Source organism: Sphingomonas sp. H160509, assembly GCF_024124765.2.
Lineage (GTDB): Bacteria > Pseudomonadota > Alphaproteobacteria > Sphingomonadales > Sphingomonadaceae > Sphingomonas.
The window spans coordinates 14,432-32,219 of the sequence record NZ_JAMXSR020000003.1; the positions used below are offsets into that span (position 1 = coordinate 14,432).

20 protein-coding genes and 1 pseudogene are annotated in these 17,788 nt (G+C 61.5%); 12 read left to right on the forward strand and 9 right to left on the reverse strand.

The features are described 5' to 3' along the window. Nucleotides 1–29: 29 nt before the first annotated feature. Nucleotides 30–1,322 carry a sugar transferase gene (locus NHF48_RS22155; protein ID WP_253072621.1) on the forward strand — a complete coding sequence of 431 codons (1,293 nt, stop codon included), beginning with the start codon at nucleotides 30–32 and terminating at the stop codon, nucleotides 1,320–1,322. Nucleotides 1,323–1,685: 363 nt separating this feature from the next. On the opposite strand, the gene NHF48_RS22160 is transcribed toward NHF48_RS22155, so the two are convergent. Continuing rightward, complete coding sequence (locus NHF48_RS22160) at nucleotides 1,686–1,958, reverse strand: hypothetical protein (protein ID WP_253072622.1); 273 nt, start codon at nucleotides 1,956–1,958, stop codon at nucleotides 1,686–1,688. Between the two features lie 64 nt (nucleotides 1,959–2,022). Between NHF48_RS22160 and NHF48_RS22165 the strand changes: the two genes are divergently transcribed. The 11 genes from NHF48_RS22165 to NHF48_RS22215 all read left to right on the forward strand — a co-directional run bounded on the left by NHF48_RS22165 (nucleotide 2,023) and on the right by NHF48_RS22215 (nucleotide 9,386). Further along, nucleotides 2,023–2,535, forward strand: coding sequence for a hypothetical protein (locus NHF48_RS22165; RefSeq protein ID WP_263817059.1), 513 nt, complete (start codon nucleotides 2,023–2,025; stop codon nucleotides 2,533–2,535). 19 nt (nucleotides 2,536–2,554) lie between these two features. After that, complete coding sequence (locus tag NHF48_RS22170; protein WP_253072625.1) at nucleotides 2,555–3,658, forward strand: glycosyltransferase family 4 protein; 1,104 nt, start codon at nucleotides 2,555–2,557, stop codon at nucleotides 3,656–3,658. After that, nucleotides 3,655–3,936, forward strand: a complete 282-nt coding sequence (locus NHF48_RS22175) for a glycosyltransferase family 2 protein (RefSeq protein ID WP_253072626.1) — start codon at nucleotides 3,655–3,657, stop codon at nucleotides 3,934–3,936. The genes NHF48_RS22170 and NHF48_RS22175 overlap by 4 nt, the downstream gene beginning before the upstream one ends. A gap of 218 nt (nucleotides 3,937–4,154) precedes the next feature. Next, on the forward strand, nucleotides 4,155–4,502 hold the full coding sequence (locus NHF48_RS22180) for a hypothetical protein (RefSeq protein WP_263817060.1): 348 nt from the start codon (nucleotides 4,155–4,157) through the stop codon (nucleotides 4,500–4,502). A 120-nt stretch (nucleotides 4,503–4,622) separates the two neighbouring features. Beyond that, the gene (locus tag NHF48_RS22185) at nucleotides 4,623–5,804 is read left to right on the forward strand and encodes a glycosyltransferase family 4 protein (RefSeq protein ID WP_253072628.1); all 1,182 of its coding nucleotides are present in this window, start codon (nucleotides 4,623–4,625) and stop codon (nucleotides 5,802–5,804) included. Beyond that, complete coding sequence (locus NHF48_RS22190; RefSeq protein WP_263817061.1) at nucleotides 5,801–6,439, forward strand: acyltransferase; 639 nt, start codon at nucleotides 5,801–5,803, stop codon at nucleotides 6,437–6,439. The genes NHF48_RS22185 and NHF48_RS22190 overlap by 4 nt, the downstream gene beginning before the upstream one ends. After that, nucleotides 6,439–7,518 (forward strand): O-antigen ligase family protein, encoded by a 1,080-nt coding sequence (locus tag NHF48_RS22195; RefSeq protein WP_253072630.1) that lies wholly within the window; start codon nucleotides 6,439–6,441, stop codon nucleotides 7,516–7,518. The genes NHF48_RS22190 and NHF48_RS22195 overlap by 1 nt, the downstream gene beginning before the upstream one ends. 22 nt (nucleotides 7,519–7,540) lie before the next feature. Then, nucleotides 7,541–7,726 carry a hypothetical protein gene (locus NHF48_RS22200; RefSeq protein WP_263817063.1) on the forward strand — a complete coding sequence of 62 codons (186 nt, stop codon included), beginning with the start codon at nucleotides 7,541–7,543 and terminating at the stop codon, nucleotides 7,724–7,726. Continuing rightward, nucleotides 7,723–8,616 (forward strand): DUF1972 domain-containing protein, encoded by an 894-nt coding sequence (locus NHF48_RS22205; RefSeq protein WP_253072632.1) that lies wholly within the window; start codon nucleotides 7,723–7,725, stop codon nucleotides 8,614–8,616. Before NHF48_RS22200 ends, NHF48_RS22205 begins: the two co-directional genes overlap by 4 nt. Then, nucleotides 8,616–8,849: a glycosyltransferase gene (locus NHF48_RS22210; RefSeq protein ID WP_253072633.1), complete on the forward strand. Its 234-nt coding sequence runs from the start codon at nucleotides 8,616–8,618 to the stop codon at nucleotides 8,847–8,849. The genes NHF48_RS22205 and NHF48_RS22210 overlap by 1 nt, the downstream gene beginning before the upstream one ends. A gap of 36 nt (nucleotides 8,850–8,885) precedes the next feature. After that, complete coding sequence (locus NHF48_RS22215) at nucleotides 8,886–9,386, forward strand: acyltransferase (protein ID WP_253072703.1); 501 nt, start codon at nucleotides 8,886–8,888, stop codon at nucleotides 9,384–9,386. A 19-nt stretch (nucleotides 9,387–9,405) separates the two neighbouring features. Here NHF48_RS22215 and NHF48_RS22220 read toward each other — a convergent pair whose 3' ends face one another. The 8 genes and pseudogenes from NHF48_RS22220 to NHF48_RS22255 form a co-directional block, all read right to left on the reverse strand. Next, complete coding sequence (locus tag NHF48_RS22220) at nucleotides 9,406–10,692, reverse strand: hypothetical protein (protein WP_263817064.1); 1,287 nt, start codon at nucleotides 10,690–10,692, stop codon at nucleotides 9,406–9,408. Between the two features lie 152 nt (nucleotides 10,693–10,844). Beyond that, nucleotides 10,845–12,296, reverse strand: a pseudogene (locus NHF48_RS22225) (oligosaccharide flippase family protein); the annotation flags it as partial. 86 nt (nucleotides 12,297–12,382) lie between these two features. Then, a complete protein-coding gene (locus NHF48_RS22230) occupies nucleotides 12,383–14,278 on the reverse strand; it encodes a GumC family protein (protein WP_253072636.1) in 1,896 nt (631 codons plus the stop codon). Further along, the gene (locus NHF48_RS22235) at nucleotides 14,229–14,570 is read right to left on the reverse strand and encodes a Wzz/FepE/Etk N-terminal domain-containing protein (protein WP_253072637.1); all 342 of its coding nucleotides are present in this window, start codon (nucleotides 14,568–14,570) and stop codon (nucleotides 14,229–14,231) included. Before NHF48_RS22235 ends, NHF48_RS22230 begins: the two co-directional genes overlap by 50 nt. Before the next feature lie 21 nt (nucleotides 14,571–14,591). Beyond that, a complete protein-coding gene (locus NHF48_RS22240; RefSeq protein WP_253072638.1) occupies nucleotides 14,592–15,197 on the reverse strand; it encodes a polysaccharide biosynthesis/export family protein in 606 nt (201 codons plus the stop codon). Nucleotides 15,198–15,565: 368 nt separating this feature from the next. Then, nucleotides 15,566–16,147 carry an O-antigen ligase family protein gene (locus NHF48_RS22245; protein ID WP_253072640.1) on the reverse strand — a complete coding sequence of 194 codons (582 nt, stop codon included), beginning with the start codon at nucleotides 16,145–16,147 and terminating at the stop codon, nucleotides 15,566–15,568. Further along, complete coding sequence (locus NHF48_RS22250; protein WP_253072641.1) at nucleotides 16,129–16,800, reverse strand: hypothetical protein; 672 nt, start codon at nucleotides 16,798–16,800, stop codon at nucleotides 16,129–16,131. The genes NHF48_RS22245 and NHF48_RS22250 overlap by 19 nt, the downstream gene beginning before the upstream one ends. Nucleotides 16,801–16,818: 18 nt before the next feature. Beyond that, nucleotides 16,819–17,685, reverse strand: coding sequence for a class I SAM-dependent methyltransferase (locus NHF48_RS22255; RefSeq protein WP_263817066.1), 867 nt, complete (start codon nucleotides 17,683–17,685; stop codon nucleotides 16,819–16,821). Nucleotides 17,686–17,788: the final 103 nt, after the last annotated feature.

The window sequence follows — 17,788 nt, forward strand, 5'->3', positions numbered from 1 at the left end:
TAACGTCATAATGGATTATAGAATTTAGCATGTCATCAATTGTTTTTCATAACACGCTCCCGCATGTGGCGCGCCGCACATTCGTATTTCCGCAGTATTTATTGGGAATACTTATTGCTGCGGTAGCGCCAATGTTGGGATTTGCGTTTTTTCTCAATGGTGGACGTGTTGCCGACATCCAGCTGCTTACTGGTCTTGGTTGCGCCACTGCCATTACGGCGGGATTTGTGGGCTTTCGCAAGCTACATTTGTTTCCAGGATCTTATTCCGGTTATATTTCGATGAGCCTGACGTTCGCATACGGCGCACTGGCAGTCGGCATGCTGATGTTGCGACTGGATTATAGCCGCCCCCAGCTGACCACGAGCTATGGCGTCGCCTTGATCTTTTTCACCCTGTTCCAGATTGTTGTGGTCGATCGGCAGCGACTGCGCCTCGGCCTGGTTCCCGGTGGACGCTCCGAGCGAGCACCGGCTGTGCGCCATGTCGTCTGGAAAAGGCTCGAAACGCCGGACGACGACTTGTCGGACGTAAACGGCGTGGTCGTCGATCTGCGGCACGATCACAGTGCCGCATGGTCGGCCGGAATCGCGGAGTTCGCACTGGCGGGCGTTCCAGTCCATCACACCTCGGATGCCTACGAGCTGCTCACCGGACGCGTTGAAGTCCATCATCTGTCGGAAAACACGTTGGGCTCGCTCAACCCCAACGATCTGTATCTGCGCCTGAAATCCTTCGCCGACCAAATCGCGGCATTGGTCTGCCTTATAATCTTGTCCCCCTTGCTGGCCGTGGTCGCGATCGCTATCAAACTGGACTCGCCGGGTCCGATCTTCTTCACCCAAATTCGGATCGGCCAGCGCGGCGGTCCGTTCCGGATATTCAAGCTTCGCACGATGATCCCCGAGGAGCTCATGCCGCCTTCGGGTGAACCCACCTTGCACCGCAAGGCGATCACGGTGGACGACGATCCTCGTATTACTCGGCTTGGCCGGGTGTTGCGGCGCTATCGCATCGACGAACTCCCCCAGCTGTTAAATATCCTGTTGGGCAACATGAGCTTCATCGGGCCCCGGCCAGAAGCAAATTTGCTTACCAAATGGTATGAGAAGGAAATTCCTTTCTACCACTATCGCCATATCATCAAACCCGGTCTGACCGGATGGGCGCAGGTCAACCAAGGCCATGTTGCGGAGATATCCGACGTTCGCGACAAGCTTTATCTTGATTTCTACTACATTAAATATTTTTCGCTGTGGCTGGATATCCAGATCATCCTGCGAACCGTGCTGATCGTCATGACAGGATTTGGCGCCAAGTGACCCTTCTTTCCGCTGGCAAGACAGGCTGGGTGCGTCGCATCGCCATTGGCTTGGTAGGCCTGATCCTCGCCGGCTATGCAACGCGTGACGCCTTGGTGCAAAGCGTCGCCCGGACACGGCCGGACTTAGCGCTTGGGCTCGACGGCACCAATGCCACGGCGCTGAATGCGGATTTCCGGGCGCTTCTGGCGGCACAGCCAAAAGCGCCAATGCCACTGGATCGCTGGGCAGCGCGCGCGCGCGCTGCCCTTCTGGCCGCGCCCCCTGAGTGTTGCAATGGTGCGCATGGTATCAGCCGATTCCGCACAAAAACAGTCTCAAGAGACATTGCAGCTCGCCGAACGTCTGTCCCGGCGCGACGCGCTAACGCAGCTGGCCCTGATCGAAATCGCCGTCAACGCCGGCCAAGTCGATGTGGCTCTGCTGCATTACGACCATTTGCTGTCGATCTACCCCGACATGCGTACGGTCCTCTTTCCCCTGCTCGCCAATGGCCTCGGGGAGCCGGCGATCCAGCACGGGGTCGTGGCGCTTGCACGGCGCCAGCGGCCATGGATCGACTCGTTCTTCGCCTTTGCCGTGCAGTCTTCCAACGTACCCGACGCCCTCGCCGCCACGCTCGGCGCGCTGGATCATGGGCCGGGCGCACTAGGCAGCGCGCGCGCGCATGAAGCGGCGCTTGCCAAGCGGCTGGTTGACAATGGCCGCTATGCCCTCGCGCGGCGTGTTGCGATGCGCGAGGCGGGTGGCGATGCGGCCTGGATCGATCGGCCCGGTTTCGCCCCCGCGACCTGGGGGGACACCCGCGCAACCGCTAACATGGAGCACGACCGAAGACGACAGTGTCGAGGCTCAGCTGACCGCAGACAACCAGGTGGCGGTCTCGATCCTACCGGGACGATCAGGGCTGGCGATCTTCCGCGTGCTGGTGCTCGCCCCAGGCACCTATCGGTTCACTGCAGGCGCTGCCGCGCCGCAGGACATCGCCGCGACAGGTGGGCACTGGAGTGTCGTCTGCCTGCCTTCCTCCGGTCGGCCAAGCCCGTCCCTCGCCGAAATTCCCGTCAACCCGCAGCAGGCCGTCAGCGCCACACGGGTGACCGTACCGGCAATTTGCGGGGCCGTTCGGCTAAGTTTTGCAATCGACAACGTCAACGGCAGCAGCGACGCCGGCGTGCTACTGCACGACCTGGCGTTGTCACCTGTACGCTGATCGAACAAGGCTGCCGCGTATGAAGCTACTGTTTGATTGCCACACCTTTGATGTCGGCCCACAGGGAACCAGTACGTTCCTGGCGGGGTTGCTTAATGCGCTTCCGTGCACCGTGGAGCCCGACCGTGCGGACCTCGTTTGCGCCGCGCATGATCCGGCCAGCATCGCCCGCTTCGTCGACGTTCAGCATCAGTTTCGCGCGATGTCGGGCGGTTTCTTCGCACGCAATTTCGGCGCCATTCCGCGACTGACGAAGGAACCTGGCATCCATGCCGTCGTCAGCCAGTACGTCCGCCCTTTCCGATCGCATGTACCGACAGTTTCGATCATCCATGACGTGTTATTTCTGGATTTCCCGACGTTGTTCGGGTGGCGCTACCGTATGGTCCGGCGGCTGCTGTTCGGCTGGGCCGCACGCCACAGCGACATCGTAATTACCGTATCCGATTATTCGCGCAACCGGATCGCCCATCATTTCGGCATCGCAACCGATCGGATCGACGTTTTGCCGAATGCGGTCGAGGTGACCGGCCCGGCGCCTGCACGGCCCGCGCCCGACGCCACTACGCCGATCCGCCTTCTGTATGTCTCGCGCTTCGAGACGCGCAAGCGCCAGCATTGGTGCGTAGCAGCCGCCAATGCACTTGCCGCCAGTGGCCGCCCGGTCGAGCTGATCTTCGTCGGCGACGCTCGCGGTGCCTATGCCGACAGTGTGCGCGCCACGATCGCGACGGATCTCGTACCCGGCACTGACATCAGAATCCTGAGCCATGTCTCGAACGCCGATCTCAACAGTTTGTTCGCCGGTACGGATCTGTTCCTGTTCCCGTCGGAATGCGAAGGCTTCGGCATTCCCGTCATCGAGGCGGCCGCCCACGGCGTTCCCTGCGTCGTCGCGGCGAACACAGCTGTCGCCGAATTGAGGGGGCGCTATGCCGGCGTGGCCTTCGAAGGACTAACATGCGCGGCGTTCGTCGGTGCGGTGGAGGATGCGGTAACGCGCCTTCCAGCCTTGCGGGAAGAGGCGGCCATCCGGATGCCTGAGACGCGGGCGGCCTATCGCTGGCCCGAAGTCGCCCGGTCCTTCATAGGCATTCTCAGGAAACGCGGTGTGCTGGCATGACGCTGTCCATCGTTACCGTCAGCCATTGCTCTGAACGTCACCTCAAACGGTATGTAGAAAGCTTCCTTGCGTCCGGATCGGGTCGTGGTGACGCGCGGATCGAATTCGTGGTGGTGGAAAATTCTGGCCAGCCCGAGACGAACGGGCTGCTCGATCCGCTGCGCAACGCCGGATTTCCCGTCGTCTTCGTTCAGGCGGAGAACCGCGGCTTCGGGGCGGGGTGCAATGCCGGCGCTGCACGTGCAAGCGGGGGAGACGTTGATTTTCGCCAATCCTGACCTTGCTTTCGTCGATCCGCTCGATGCCATCGATCGCCAGGCCGATGCGCGAACCTGGGGCACGGTGATGCAGCAGGACGGCACCGGCGGATCTTATGCGTTCGACGTACTTCCCGAACACAAGACTGTGTGGGGGCGAGTTGCGACGCCGCTATCGTTCCTTTGGCCCGGCAAATGCCGTATGGTGCGATCGGCTCTATCCAGTAGGTTCGTTCTTCGTGGTCGCCAAGGGCCTGTTCGACGCGGCGGGCGGCTTCGACGAACGCTTCTTCATGTATCACGAAGAAGCCGAGCTGTCGCGTCGCCTGCATCGCATCGCGGGTACGCCGACGCTATTCGAGGGCATCCACGTCCTGCATGAGGCATTCGGTTCGGAAACCAGCCGCGATTCCACCTTGCGCGAAGAAACCCGCGGGCTGCTAACCTATGCCCAGATCACCGGCCAACGTGGCATTCTCGTTACCCGCGCACTTACCCAGTTGCTGCTGTCGCCGATCTCCGCCGGGGCACGCCGACGGGTGGTCCTGCTGATCGACGAGTTGCGGGCAGCGCGACGCGCAGAGTAAACTATATGATGGATAACAAACCGCGCCGCACGATCCTTGTGCTGGCCTACAGCATCTCGCCCGTTCGCGGGTCCGAATATGCGGTGGGCTGGAACTACGTGCGCCATATGTCACGCGATCATGATCTGGTGGTCCTGTACGGGCTGGCAGGAAACCACATGGGCGATGTGGAGGGAAATGGCTGCGGTTCCCGCCGATGCCTTTGGCGGCCGTGTTACCTTTGTCCCGGTCATGCCCGACCGGCGCGCGCGTATCGCCAACCATCTCAATCGCACTGGGCACGTCCCCTTCAGCTTCTACGTGGCCTATCGCTACTGGCATCTCGGCGTGCTCGCCGCGGCGCGACGAATCATCACCGAACGCCAAATCGACGTCGTCCATTACCTGTGCCCGATCGGCTTTCGCGAGCCAGGCTACCTCTGGAAACTCGGCAAACCTTATATCTGGGGCCCGATCGGGGGCATCGCGGCTCGGCCCGTAATCGCCTTCGGTGATCTTGGCCTCGGCGAGCGCCTTCGCACCATCGTGCGCAACGCGGTGAACGAAGTTCAATTCCGCGCCCCGCGTGTCCGCAAAGGCATTCTCAAGGCCGACGTGCTACTAGCAGCCACAAGCGAGAACGCCCAAGCGATCGAGCGCATCTATGGTCGCAAGGCCATCGTCGTGCCGGAAAACGCCATCGACTCCGCCCCTATGATCAACCGGGCCCTGCCTGATCCGAAGGCAGTATCGCACGAGCCGCTGCGCCTAGTGTGGATCGGCACACTGGAAACGCGCAAGGCAATCACTATTCTGCTCCGGGCACTCGCGCGCCTCAACGCACCCACACGCTGGACGCTCGACGTCATCGGCGACGGCCCGCTTATGACGCGTTCGCGGGAAGAGGCAGCGGCACTCGGTGTCGATAGTTCGATCCGTTGGCACGGCAAGGTCCCGCGGGACAAGGCGGTGGCACTGCTGGGCCACGCTCATTTACACGTGCTCACCAGCCTTGCCGAAGCGAACACCACCGTGTTGTGGGAGGCCATGGGCGCCAGCGTGCCGACGATGGCGATCGATCATTGCGGAATGCATGACAGCATCTGCGATGCGTGCGGCATCCGGATCCCGCTGGAAGGCATCGAGGCGATGAGCGCATTGTTCGCCAGCGCGATCGGCCGGCTGATCGACGATCGCGCCGCCCTCACGCGTCTGTCAGACGGTGCGCGCCTCTGCGCGATCGACCACGGCTGGGAACGCCGTACCGTCTTCTGGCGCGACATTTACGATCGCGCGATCGCCGTCCATGGAACATCGCGATGACCACGCACCAAAAGATGCCGATCGGCTATTATGCCGGCATCGCGATCATGCTGCTGCGGGGCGTGATCTATTTCCTGCTGCGTCTGCGGCTGCCGCGCCGCGTGGTCATGGATCGCGGCGCGCGCATCCGCGGCATCGGCAACATTGAATTCCGCGGCTGGACGAAGATCGGCGCCAACGCTCTGCTCGATGCGCGCTATTGCGACCGCGTAGTGCTTGGCCCGCGTTTTTCGCTGGGTGATCATTCAGTGATGCGCTGCTCGGGCTCCCCGCTGTTCATCTGCCCTGGCGTGACGATCGGCACCGACGTAAGCTTTGGCCCTTTCTGCAACATCGGCGGCGGTTTTGGGCTTGTCATCGGCGATGAAAACATCTTCGGCCCCTATGTGTCGATCCACCCCGAAACCCATGTCGTCGCCGATCTCGATCGACCGATCCGTCAGCAGGGTGTCGCCGGCAAGGGAATTGCTATCGGCGCCGACAATTGGTTCGGCGCCAAGGCGACCGTACTTGACGGCAGCGTCATCGGCGCCAGCAACATTGTGGCGGCCGGTGCCGTGGTGACGCCCGGTGACCATGGCTCGCTACGCATTCTGGGCGGGATGCCCGTACGCCAGTTGGGAAAGCGCAGCTGATGGCGACGCACTATCTACCGCAATCGCCGTTCGACAGGGCTGCGATCGGCCTTGGCCCCACCACGATCTTTCTGCTCGTCCTCGCGATTACCTGGGTGTTGCCAGCGGGACCGCTGACAGCCTTGTTCGGCGCTCTTCTAGTTGTATTCCTGCTGGTGTCGCCGGGCGTGGCGAATGGTGCGGCACTGCGTCTCGCGCTACCGTTTGCAGTCATGCTTGTCTGGGGCATCGCGATGTCGCAGGGCAACGATACCTACATCATCGGTAAGGACGCCTGGTATGCCGGCAAGCTGTGCCTGTGCCTGATGCTTGGCTTTTTAATAGGCATCCGCACGGTGGATGATCGTCCCGCCATGGATGGCCTGATTTCGCTGGCCGGCATCATGGCGGTGGTCACGATCGCATTGTGGCTTCGTAGCGGAGCCACTCTGGGCGAGCTCGATTCCGAGGATGCCACCCGTCTCCCTCTGGTCGCGACGGTTGCCGTAGTCCCGCTGCTCGATCGGCTGCGATCGCAGACCGGCGTCGCGCGCGGCCAGGCAATCGTACTCCTGGCGCTAATTGTGCTCGCAGTTTTGGCCAGCAATTCGCGGATCACAATCATCACTTTGGGCGTGATGTTTCTGGCTTGGGCCGGGCTGTTTTCGCGTACGCGAAGGGCACTCATCGGTGGTGCCGTCGTGCTCGCCATCCTCGCTCTGCTCTGGCAATTCCTGCCCGAATACAATGGCGGCGAGCTTACCGTCGCGATCAAGCTGCGCCGCTCGTTGGACGAGATGCTGCTGACCGACAGCGTCGATCCGACCGAAATGATCCTCAACTGGCGCGGGTTCGAGGCCTATAACGCCCAGCTGATGATCGATCAGGCCACGATCCTACGCAAGATCTTCGGGTATGGCCTTGGTGCGACGATCGACCTTGGCCAGGAAATTCCCTTCGAGGATGGGCCGATTCGATTCCCTGCCAATCCTCCACAACGGCTTTTACTATCTGATGATCAAATACGGCATGATCGGTGCGCTGGTCTATGTCGTCACCGTCGTCAGGTTCGGGCTGCTGGGCAAGTCCTCTTACGATAATATGGCAGCGGGAGACCGCATGTTGCGTGGGACGATTATCTCCATTCTGCTTGCGACCGCCGTCATCACGGGGCTGTACAACAAGACCGAACTCAATGGGCTGACGCTGATGGTTGCGTGGCTAGTCGGCGTTGCGCAACGTCGGCTCTACGAAGAGAACGCCTTGTTTCTCGCCCTACCCGACGCCCGTGGAAAGGATCGGGCATGACGAAGCTGCAACCCGGCCGGATCGCCGCCTCGATCGTCGGCTGCGTGGGCCTGCCGGCGCGCTATGGCGGCTTCGAGACGCTTGCTGCCAATCTGGTGGCATATCGCGACACGCATGATCTGCCGTGCGACCTTACCATCTATTGCAGTGGGAAGACCTATCGCGAGCAGCCGGATCACTATGGTGGCGCACGGCTGCGCTACGTTCCGCTCGACGCAAACGGTGTATCCAGTATCCTGTACGATGCCCTGTCGATTCTCGACGCGGTCCGCCGGCGCGAACAGGTGATTTTGGTGCTCGGCGTATCCGGAGCGATCATCCTGCCGCTCGTCCGCCTGATTTCGCGGGCGCGTCTGATCGTCAATATCGATGGGCTCGAATGGAAGCGGCCCAAATGGTCGCGGGCCGCGGCGCGCTTCCTGCGCTTTTCCGAATGGCTGGCGGTGCGCACGGCGCACGTCGTAGTCGCCGACAATCGCGGCATCGTCGATCATGTCCGCACGACCTATGGGCGCGAGGCGGCGGAGATTCCTTATGGCGGCGACCATGCCGTGGCGCTGCTCACCGACGATAACGCATCAGGTACTACCGCCGCGGAGAACAAGTCTGCCCCCTATGCGCTGATGCTCTGCCGGATCGAGCCCGAGAACCATATCCACATGATCCTCGAGGCGTTCGATCGCAGCGGCACGGTCGATCTAGTGGCCGTCGGCAATTGGGTCGGATCCAATTACGGCCGCGCGCTGCGCGACCGGTACCTTGGGCATCCGAGCATCCGGATCACCGATCCGGTGTTCGACCGAGACGCTCTTTCCGATCTACGCGCCGGAGCGGCGCTCTACGTTCATGGTCATTCTGCCGGGGGACCAATCCCGCATTGGTGGAGATGATGCATTTCGGAACGCCGGTCGCCGCCTTCGACTGCACGTACAATCGCTACACCACGCAGGATTTCGCCACCTATTTCGCCACGGCCGACCAGCTAGCGACGATCCTCGAAGGTTTCGATTCGGTCGATTATACGCAGCAGGGCGCGCGGATGCGCGAGATCGCGCGTCGGTGCTACACTTGGGACACGGTGGGCCGGCAATATTATACGGCAATGGGCGTCGCCGCGGTGTAACTCAACGCCTGCTGACGATGCAGGAGAGATAGGTTGATGAGTATTAAGCTCCACATCTGGCGACTGGCTATGAACGTCACATCGTGGTCGATCTGGACGTCGCGGCTGCGCGTCGCGATGCTGCGTCGCCTGAGCATCGAGATCGGCAACGGCACGGTGATTGCGCAGGGTGTCTTCATCGGCTCGCCGTTGGTGCGAATTGGTGCCGGCGCGATGATCGGGATGCATTGTTTCCTGGACGGATCTGCCCCGATCGAGATCGGCGACGAAGTGACGGTTGGGCCGTTCTGCCATGTCATCACTGGCACGCACGAAATCCTGCCCGGCCGCAACCGGCGGGGAACCGGTGCCACCATCCCCAAGCCCGTTCGCATCGGCTTCGGCAGCTGGCTTGGCGCTGGCGCATCACTGATCTGCGCAAGCGTGGGGGAAAGTTCCGTCGTCGGCGCCGGCACGGCCGTCGACCGGGACGTAGGCCCTAACGAACTGGTCAAGGGACCAAGGGTCGTGGACCGACGCGCGCTGCCCGTCGTCTAGTGCGCAACCTTGCGGGACATCAGGTAACGAACCACCGGTCAACGTCGCCCTGATACGTCATGTCAATCCGCGCCTCGGCTGACAGTGCGGACGGCAATCGCGAGAAGCGCGGGCCGGCCGGCCACCTCACCTCGGTGATGGCATGTGAAGTCGCGATTACCAGCCGCCAGCCATCGCGCGGCTTGAGCGTGGTGGGGAAGGCGATCGTGAGCACTGGCAAGACCCGCGCTGCATCGATGATGACCGTTCGTGTCGTGGCCGCGATACGGATTGTCTCGTCATTGCCCGGCGCGAAGCGCTGGACGACCGTTGTGGAAGGGTGCGTTGCCTGTGTCGTAAAGTCGCTTACATCCCCGACGAAAGTGACATTACGTAGGTCGTGATCGGGATCGGCACCGTCAAACGTCGCCTCGATCTTGTTCGCTGCCAGGCTACGCCCCCCAATCACCGTAAACGGAAAATTGGACGTCGGGGCGAAGGGATGCGCCGGCGCGCCCGCACCGATGATCTGCGGATTGATGAAGACGCTGCGCTGGAATGCCCCGAAAGCATAGCGTAGCTTACCGCGATCGCCCGCCGGCATGTTGACAGTGGCCGCGATGAAGCTGTTGCCGAACCCGCGATCGGAGATCGCCGTTTCGCCCGCACCGCGGTCTGCAGAGATCGCTTCGATATGCGCTTGAATCTGGTTCATCTGGCCGCGGAAGACGACGCAGTTTTCCGAAACGACGCGGATCATCGAATTGTTAGATAAATCGTCCAGTGCCCAACTACGGGTCCGGGTCAGGAATAGATGATAGCGATTGTATGTACCGCCGTTCACCAGCACGGCAGTGCCACTGCTACCTTCGCTAACGACGTCGATCTCGCATTCGAAGACGTTGTTATTGTCGATCGCCTGCACTTCGAGGGCGCGGAACGAATTCCGCGCAAAGAAGGAGAAGCGAGAACGCCAGATAGCGTAGCCGCGCCGCGCTTCCAGCAGCACCGTTACGGCGCGTGCGGCAGGATGTCCGACGAACGTGATTCCCGACAGGCGGATGTCGGCAAGCTGGCCGCTGCGTTCATCCGATACGCAGTGAACGGCAGGCTGATCCGGCAGCGCCTGGTGGATAACTGCGCCGGGGTGCCCCGTCAGGCTGCACCCGTTGGGTAAGCGGAGCGCATGAACGGCATAATGCCCCGCTCCGATCTCGACCGGGCAACCGGTGGCGAGTGCACGCTCAAACGCTGCCGTACAATCCCGCGGCGTATCTGTGACGGCTGCGGCCCGCTGCGCCTCATCGAGGAATTCATCGAGGTACACAATGCGCCGCGGTGTTGACGCACCTGCTCCGTCTCCAGCCACTTTCCCAGTCGTGGGCCTGGCGATCGCCTGCGCCGCAGCGAGAGAGGCAGCCGTGCCCGCTAGGCTATGGAGCATGGCGCGGCGTGACGCGGCGGGGCCTTCCAGCTTGCTCATGATGCAGTCCGAGGCCGGCCCGCACCCATGCGCGCGTGCACCCAGGTGGCGATCGTCAGCAATGACACCCCCGCCACCGCGCGCCGCGCTATCAGCGTGTCGATCACCGCCCATCCAATAAGCAGCAGCGCGACGGCCGATGCCTTCATGGGCCATCCGCCCGGCAACAGAACCGCTATCGCCAGCCCCGCCATCATCACCAGAGGCTGCAGCAGCACATTCAGAAACAGGATGCGGCGAAGTTTAGTCATCCAAAGAAGGATGATCGTATCGGCCATCAGCCGCGCACTCCACGCCAGCGCCGCGCCGATGATGCCGAAATGCAGTGCGGCCAGATACATGACGACCAAAAATACCGGCGTTTCCCACAAATGAATCTTGGCAACCCGTTTCGGGGTGCCGCTCGCCTGCATCAGCACCAGCGGAATGTAGGCAATGCAATTGGCGTAGATGCCGAGCATCATGATGCGCGCGACAGGCACGACCGACGCGGCAGCTTCGGCGCCGATCCACAACACGCACAAGGGATCAATCAGCACCATGCCCGCCGTCAGCACCGGAATCAGCAGCAGCGCCATGATGCGGGCGCTCGCAGTCAGCGTCTTGGCGCCGCCCGCCGGATCGGCGGACACCTGTGGATACAACGTGCGCGCGATCGCTTGCGGTAGCACCCGAGCGCGCGTCACGACATTGTAGGAGATGGTGTACCAAGCGGCAGACGGTCCTCCGAGCATCGCCGCGATAACAAGCCGGTCGGCCGTATCCAGTATCAGACCGATCCCCGAGCTGAGCGCGACCCACCCGCCGAATGACATCAACGTCGTGACGATCGGCCGCTCGAAGCAGGGGCGAGTCAGTTCCAGCTTGCGCACGCACACGAATAGCAGGCCGGTCGCCGAGAACGCGCGCCCCAGCACGGTTCCCGCGATCGCAACAGTCAACGTCGGCTTAACTACCAAAATGGCAAGCAACGGCAGCGCCTGCCCTATCACAGTACCAAGTACCTGATTGGCATTGGCAATACCAAATAGGCGGCGTGCATCAAGTGCCCCCACGAGGATGGGATAGACGAGCGATACCGGCAACATCAGCAGCAGCCACGGCAACGCGCGAAACAGTTCGTCACGGATCGCGCCCGGCGCGAAGGCGCCCAGCGCCTGGGACGCCAGCAGCGCCACGATCAGCACAACCGAAACCGCCACGCCGATCACCGCATTGACGATTAACGCGGTCCAAAAAACCTTGGACGCTGCTTCGCTTTCCTGGCGGTCGGGCTGCGATAGGAAATTCACCAATGCCGGTCCCATTCCGAAATCCAAGACCGAGAAATAGCCGAAGAACACCCAGATCGTCGCCAAAATGCCGTAACGCTCCGCGCCGAAATAGCGGAGGAACAACGGGATCGTGATCAGCATGGTTAACGCCACGGCAACCATACCGATCATGTTCCAGAAAACCCCCGGATCATCGTGCGCAAACGCGCGGGCTCGGGGATCGACCGCCCGTCTGCCTTCGGCCTACCACTCCTGTCACGTCAATCGCTCGGCTTGTTGCCGTAGCTGTAGCCGTAGCCATAGCCATAGCCGGCGTCAGCGTGACGATCCTCCAGCTTGGTCATTACGACACCGAAAATATGCGCATGAACCGCCTGCAGGCGGGTCAGTGCCGACTTGACGCCACGTGCGGCCACTCCCTCGGCCTCGATCACCATAATGCTGCCTTCCACGCTGCGGGCAAGCAACGGCGCATCGGCCAGACCAAGGATCGGCGGCGAATCCACCACGATATTGGTGAAATGCTCTAGCATCTGATTGATCAGGTTCTTCATCCGATCGCTGCTGAGCAGCTCCGCCGCATTGGGCGGCTGCGGGCCGGCAGGCATGACGCTGAAGGCAAAGCCTTCCGGATGAACAATTAGTTTTTCCCAATCATTCTCGCCCGCCAGCAGGTTACTGAGTCCTGCATGGTTCGATACGCCCGCATAATGGTGACCCGACGGGTTGCGCATGTCTGCATCAATCAGCAGCACCCGCTGACCAGTCCGCGCGAGCACGGTCGCCAGCGCAAAGCTGGTGGTGCTCTTGCCTTCACCCGGGCGCGTACTCGTCACCATAAGCGAACGTGGTACACCATGGTCAGTGGAGAAAGCCAAATTGGAGCGGATGCTGAGATACGCCTCCGACACCGCCGACTTGAAGTCCAACAGAGCTTTGAGGGCATCGCCACCCTCAACTTCGGGGACACTGCCAAGGAACGGCACATCAAGCATGCGCCCCACCTGGGCGGGATCGCGGAAGCCCTCGTCGATCTGATTGAGCGAAAAGGTAACGAGACTGGCGAGGACGATTCCGCCTAACAGCGCGATGACCATGTTCATCGGCAAGTTTGGCGCCGACGGCCGTTCGGACGGACGTGCGGGATCGACGATTGCGATATTATTTGCGCCTACGCCAGCGACGCCGATTTCCTTATAGCGCTGCAGCAGCGCATCGTAAAGTTGGCGGTTCGTGTCCGCCTCACGCTGATAAATGTTGTATTGGATGCTGGCCGACTGCTGCCGGCTGAGCTGCGTCTTGAGCGCGTTGACCCGCTCCGTCAACGCCTCCTCCCTGCTCCGCGCCTCGCGATATTCGGTCGTCCGGCCGCTCAGGCCGCGGCCCTCCTCGCGCGCAATGCTAGCGTCTAGTACCTTGAGCTGCGCCGCCAAAGCACGTGCGGACGGATAACCCGGCTCGAACTGGACCATTAGCCGGGCATAATCGCTCGCGATGTCCGAACGCTTCTGGCGAAGTTGGGCAAGGGCAGGGCTGCTCGGAGAATTGTCAGGCGCGCCGCTCGCACGACTCTCGGCGGCGATGCGATCCGCCGTAGCTTGGGTTAGCGCCGTGTTGAGCGCCTCTAGATCAGCCGCGGCGAGCGTCCGCTCAGTGGAGGTACGGCCGTCCTCGCCCCGACTGGTACTGAGAGTCACGATACCGCTGTTGTTTGCGTAAGTGACGGCGGCGCGCTCGGACTGCTCCAGTCGCGTCCGAAGATCGTTGAGCCTTCCTTCGAGAAAGCGTCGGGCGTCGACCGTCGAGGCAAAGCGGCGATCGATGCTGCCTGCCATAAACTGCTGTGCCCAGGCATTGGCGATTTTGGCAGACATGGCGGGATCGTTGCTGGTGTACTTGATGTCTACTAGCGCCGAACCCCGGATCGGCGCGATCGCGATATGCTCGAGCAACAGGTCGACCGCCGCCCGCTGGCGGGCTGATGTCCGTGCCGTCGCTCGGATCGCCCCCGAATCGGCATCCGCCCCCAGCCTGGCGGGATTGACGCCATGAGCCGCGAAAAATGCTTCATCCCGGTCGAGCCGGAGTTGCTTGACGACACGCTCGCTAAGCGATCGCGCCTGGAGAAGCGAATATTGCGTCTGGTAAAACTCCAAATCGCGCCCCGATTCCGGGGGATTCGAGCCCACCGACCTTGGTGATGTTCTTCTGATCGCGACTGATTTCGATCCGCGTGGTCGAGGTATAGCGGGGCGTCATCAGCAGCGTCACCACCAGCCCGAGAACGAGCGTCCCGAAAATGACGCCGATGATCACCCATTTGAACCGCTGGACGATATGCCAATACTGCACGAGCAGCGGCGTGGTCGTCACGCTGCCGCCTGCGGCGTCTGTCGGTCCGGCGCGCATCGCCAGCATGTTCGGCTGAAGCATAGTCTGTATCACCATCCCGGCAAGCGCCGGCCTTACTTAATTCTGAAGCGCCACAATTAACGGCGCGCTGATGATCGGCGCGATCGACGCCAGATCACGCAGCAAGCGCCGTGAAGACGAATTGCCGACCACCACGATGTCGTTGGCGAAGAGTTCGGGATCGTCATAGGCCCCACGGCGAACTTCCTTGAGATCGTAGAGCGCCGCGTACTTCTGCCCCGCTACCGTACGAAAGACTACAACGTCGTCGATCTTGGCGAACTCGCTTAGTCCCTTGGCGCGGGCGACCGCGCGCATCAACGTCATCCGGCCGACGACCGGATAGAGCCCAGGTTCGCGGACTTCGCCGTCGACGGTGATCATCTGGCTCACCGTTTCCTGCAAATTGACCGTCACCTGCGGATCGCGGACGTACCGGCCGCGCAGCCGCTGGCTGATGAGCTCGGCCACTTCGTCAGGCGTGCGGCCTCCGGCTTGAATCACGCCGACGAGCGGGAAGGACAGGCGACCGCTGGCATCAACCTCGACCTCCTTCGCGCTGAGCTCCTCTATGCCGAAGACGCTGATCGTCAATTTGTCAAACGGTCCCACGAAATAAGGGCGCTCACCATTGACCAAATCGGCGCGCAGCGGCGTCGGCATCGTTGTTCCCGGCACCACCGTGACGGCGCTGCTCCCCGAGCTCTGTCTTCCCTGCGCATCCAACCAACGCGATGCACAAAGCTAGTACCAACCGTTTCAAAACGCCAATCCTTAGATAGTTTTTGGTCGCGCAGACCTGATATCGTAACTGTCGCTTGGGTCGGCTATCTAGCCGATCGAGGTCTCAAGCTACTAGCCCAAAGTGCTGCAATCGCGAACAGGGCAGCAAGAAACGGCGTGCGCAAGGGATAGTCGCCGATGCTGCCTATCGCCAGCAGGCCGGTCACGACCACGCCGAGCCGCGCGTACAACGCGCCCGATTCATTGATCGACACGGCAAATGCAACGTCGCGCAGCGACGAGCCAGGCTACCACGCCGGCAAGAACGAGCGCTCCCCCGGCAACCCGGCGGTCAGCAGGATCTCGAGCAATTCGTTATGTGCGTGATTAAGGAAAGTCGGGCGCAGGATCCGATCGGGCTCAACAATCTGGAACACCGGCACAAACGAACCAATGCCCGATCCAATCGGGAAATAGGTCGGAATAGTCTTAAATATTACCGGCCACACTTTGAAGCGCAATTCATCCTCTGCCCCGATATCGAGCAAGCGGCTCACCGCCGCAGCGCGCGACAATCCGATCGTCAGCGCCACCAGCCCGATCGCGCCCGCCAGGCCAGCGGCGAGCAGCACCCGCCGCGACGGCATTGACCATCGTCCGCGGCGAACCGCAATGCTCTTGCCACCTTGATCGCGACCGCGCTGCCGACCGGGTTCTAGGCGCAGCAGAAACGGGATCGACAGGAACCCGACTGCTCCCGCCAGCATCCCCGCGCGCGATCCCGTGATCAGTAGCAGCGGAAGCAGAAAGATCCCGACGGCGACGGCTGCATAGCCATCGCGGGTCGCGTGCGGCGTTGCCGCGCGCATCGTCACCCAAGTTGCCAGCATCGGAAACAGCGTTGCCAGGAACAGCGCCTGATGGTTTCGATTGGCGAACAGCCCGGTGGCGACGCCGTAATTAGTGTGCGTGTAAAGATATAGCGGCCCGGCTGGGGACCCAGCAGCTGCAACAGGCCGAGCAATCCCGAAATGCACCCCAACGCGATGAAGATCAACAGGAGCCCCTCTAGCTGCACCCGCCTGAGCCCAACGCCCACAAGCAGCGCCGCGAGCGGCACGAACAGGCTGAACAACGCATTGCGGGTATCGGACGGCGCCAGGCTGATCGGGCGCCAGGGCTGGCCCAGTCCCGCGTGCAGATCGATCTGTGTGACGATCTCACGGCCTGGCAGCAGATGCCACAATGCCGGTGGCAGGGGTATGAGATGAAAAGCGGTGAGGCCGACGATCACCGCTATCATGCCCAGCACGAACCGGTGCTGCCGCAGCTCGTCTGCCGTGATCATCCAGCCCGCTCCGGCGCAAAGCAGGATCGCAACCGGCCGCAGGATCACCAACGATGATATGTCGGGTCGCGATCCACCGCCAGTCAGCGAGACGAAAACCAGAAACGCCACCAGCAGCCAGAATCTGGTTGCCTGGCGATCGATGCCGGTGGGTGCATTATTCGGCCGGATCTTACCGCCCCCCATATCCGCCACGCGACTGTTTTGTTTCAATCATAACGCTAGCACAAACCCTACTTGATCACCACGCTCCTGCGCATTGAGGCTGGCGCTGTCACGTACAAAGCGTGCCCGGTCTTCCGGACTGATTGGGAAATCATGCTTTAGTAACGGTACGTCGGCACGATAACGCTCGCTGCCTTCGAACTGGAACGGCGTCGAATCATCAATCGTGTCGGCCAGCCGGAAGCCGGCAAGTGCGACGGCCTTGGCCATGCCTGCGCGTGACGGGATAGCGGTATGACGCGGCGCATCCAACTGCACCCAATCGACCCCGTAACGCTCCCAAGCATGCGAAGACACTGTCGGGATCCGCACCAAGCACTTGCCACCGGGCGCCAGATGCTTCCGCGCTGCGATCAGATCGTCGATCGGATTAATCGTATGTTCCAATGCGTGATGGAACATGATGAGGTCGAATTGGTCGGGAAGATCGGCCAGATAGCCCTTCTTAATGGGAACGCCAGCCAACGACGTCTGATGCGCATCGACGAAGGGATCGACGCCCATGAGGTGGGCGAAACCGATCCCTTTCAAACGATCCAGCAGACGCCCCCCGCCGCAACCGACATCGAGGATGCGCGCTTTCTTCGACAAGCCGAGAGTGCCAATCATACGGATCGTCGTGTTCGGCCGGCGAGCGGCCATGACCCTCCCGATCGGAGACCATTCGCCCAGTTCGGCTCGATCCCGTCGGTTCAAAATCCACTGATGGAGACCACTGTCACTCTTCTTTTCATAAGAGTAGTATCCTTCTCCGTAATATTCACTCAGTTCTTCTGACGTAAGATCTTGAGCAAGCCAGACCGATGCGCAGGCATCGCATTCTCGATACTCAAATTGCTTTCGCGACCCGAACATCATCTCACGTGCTATGTGGGTTTTCCATTGCGCTGGCACTCGGCAGAATGGACAATCGTTCCGCATGTACATAGCCTTATAGATCGAGTGAGATTGAGAGCTT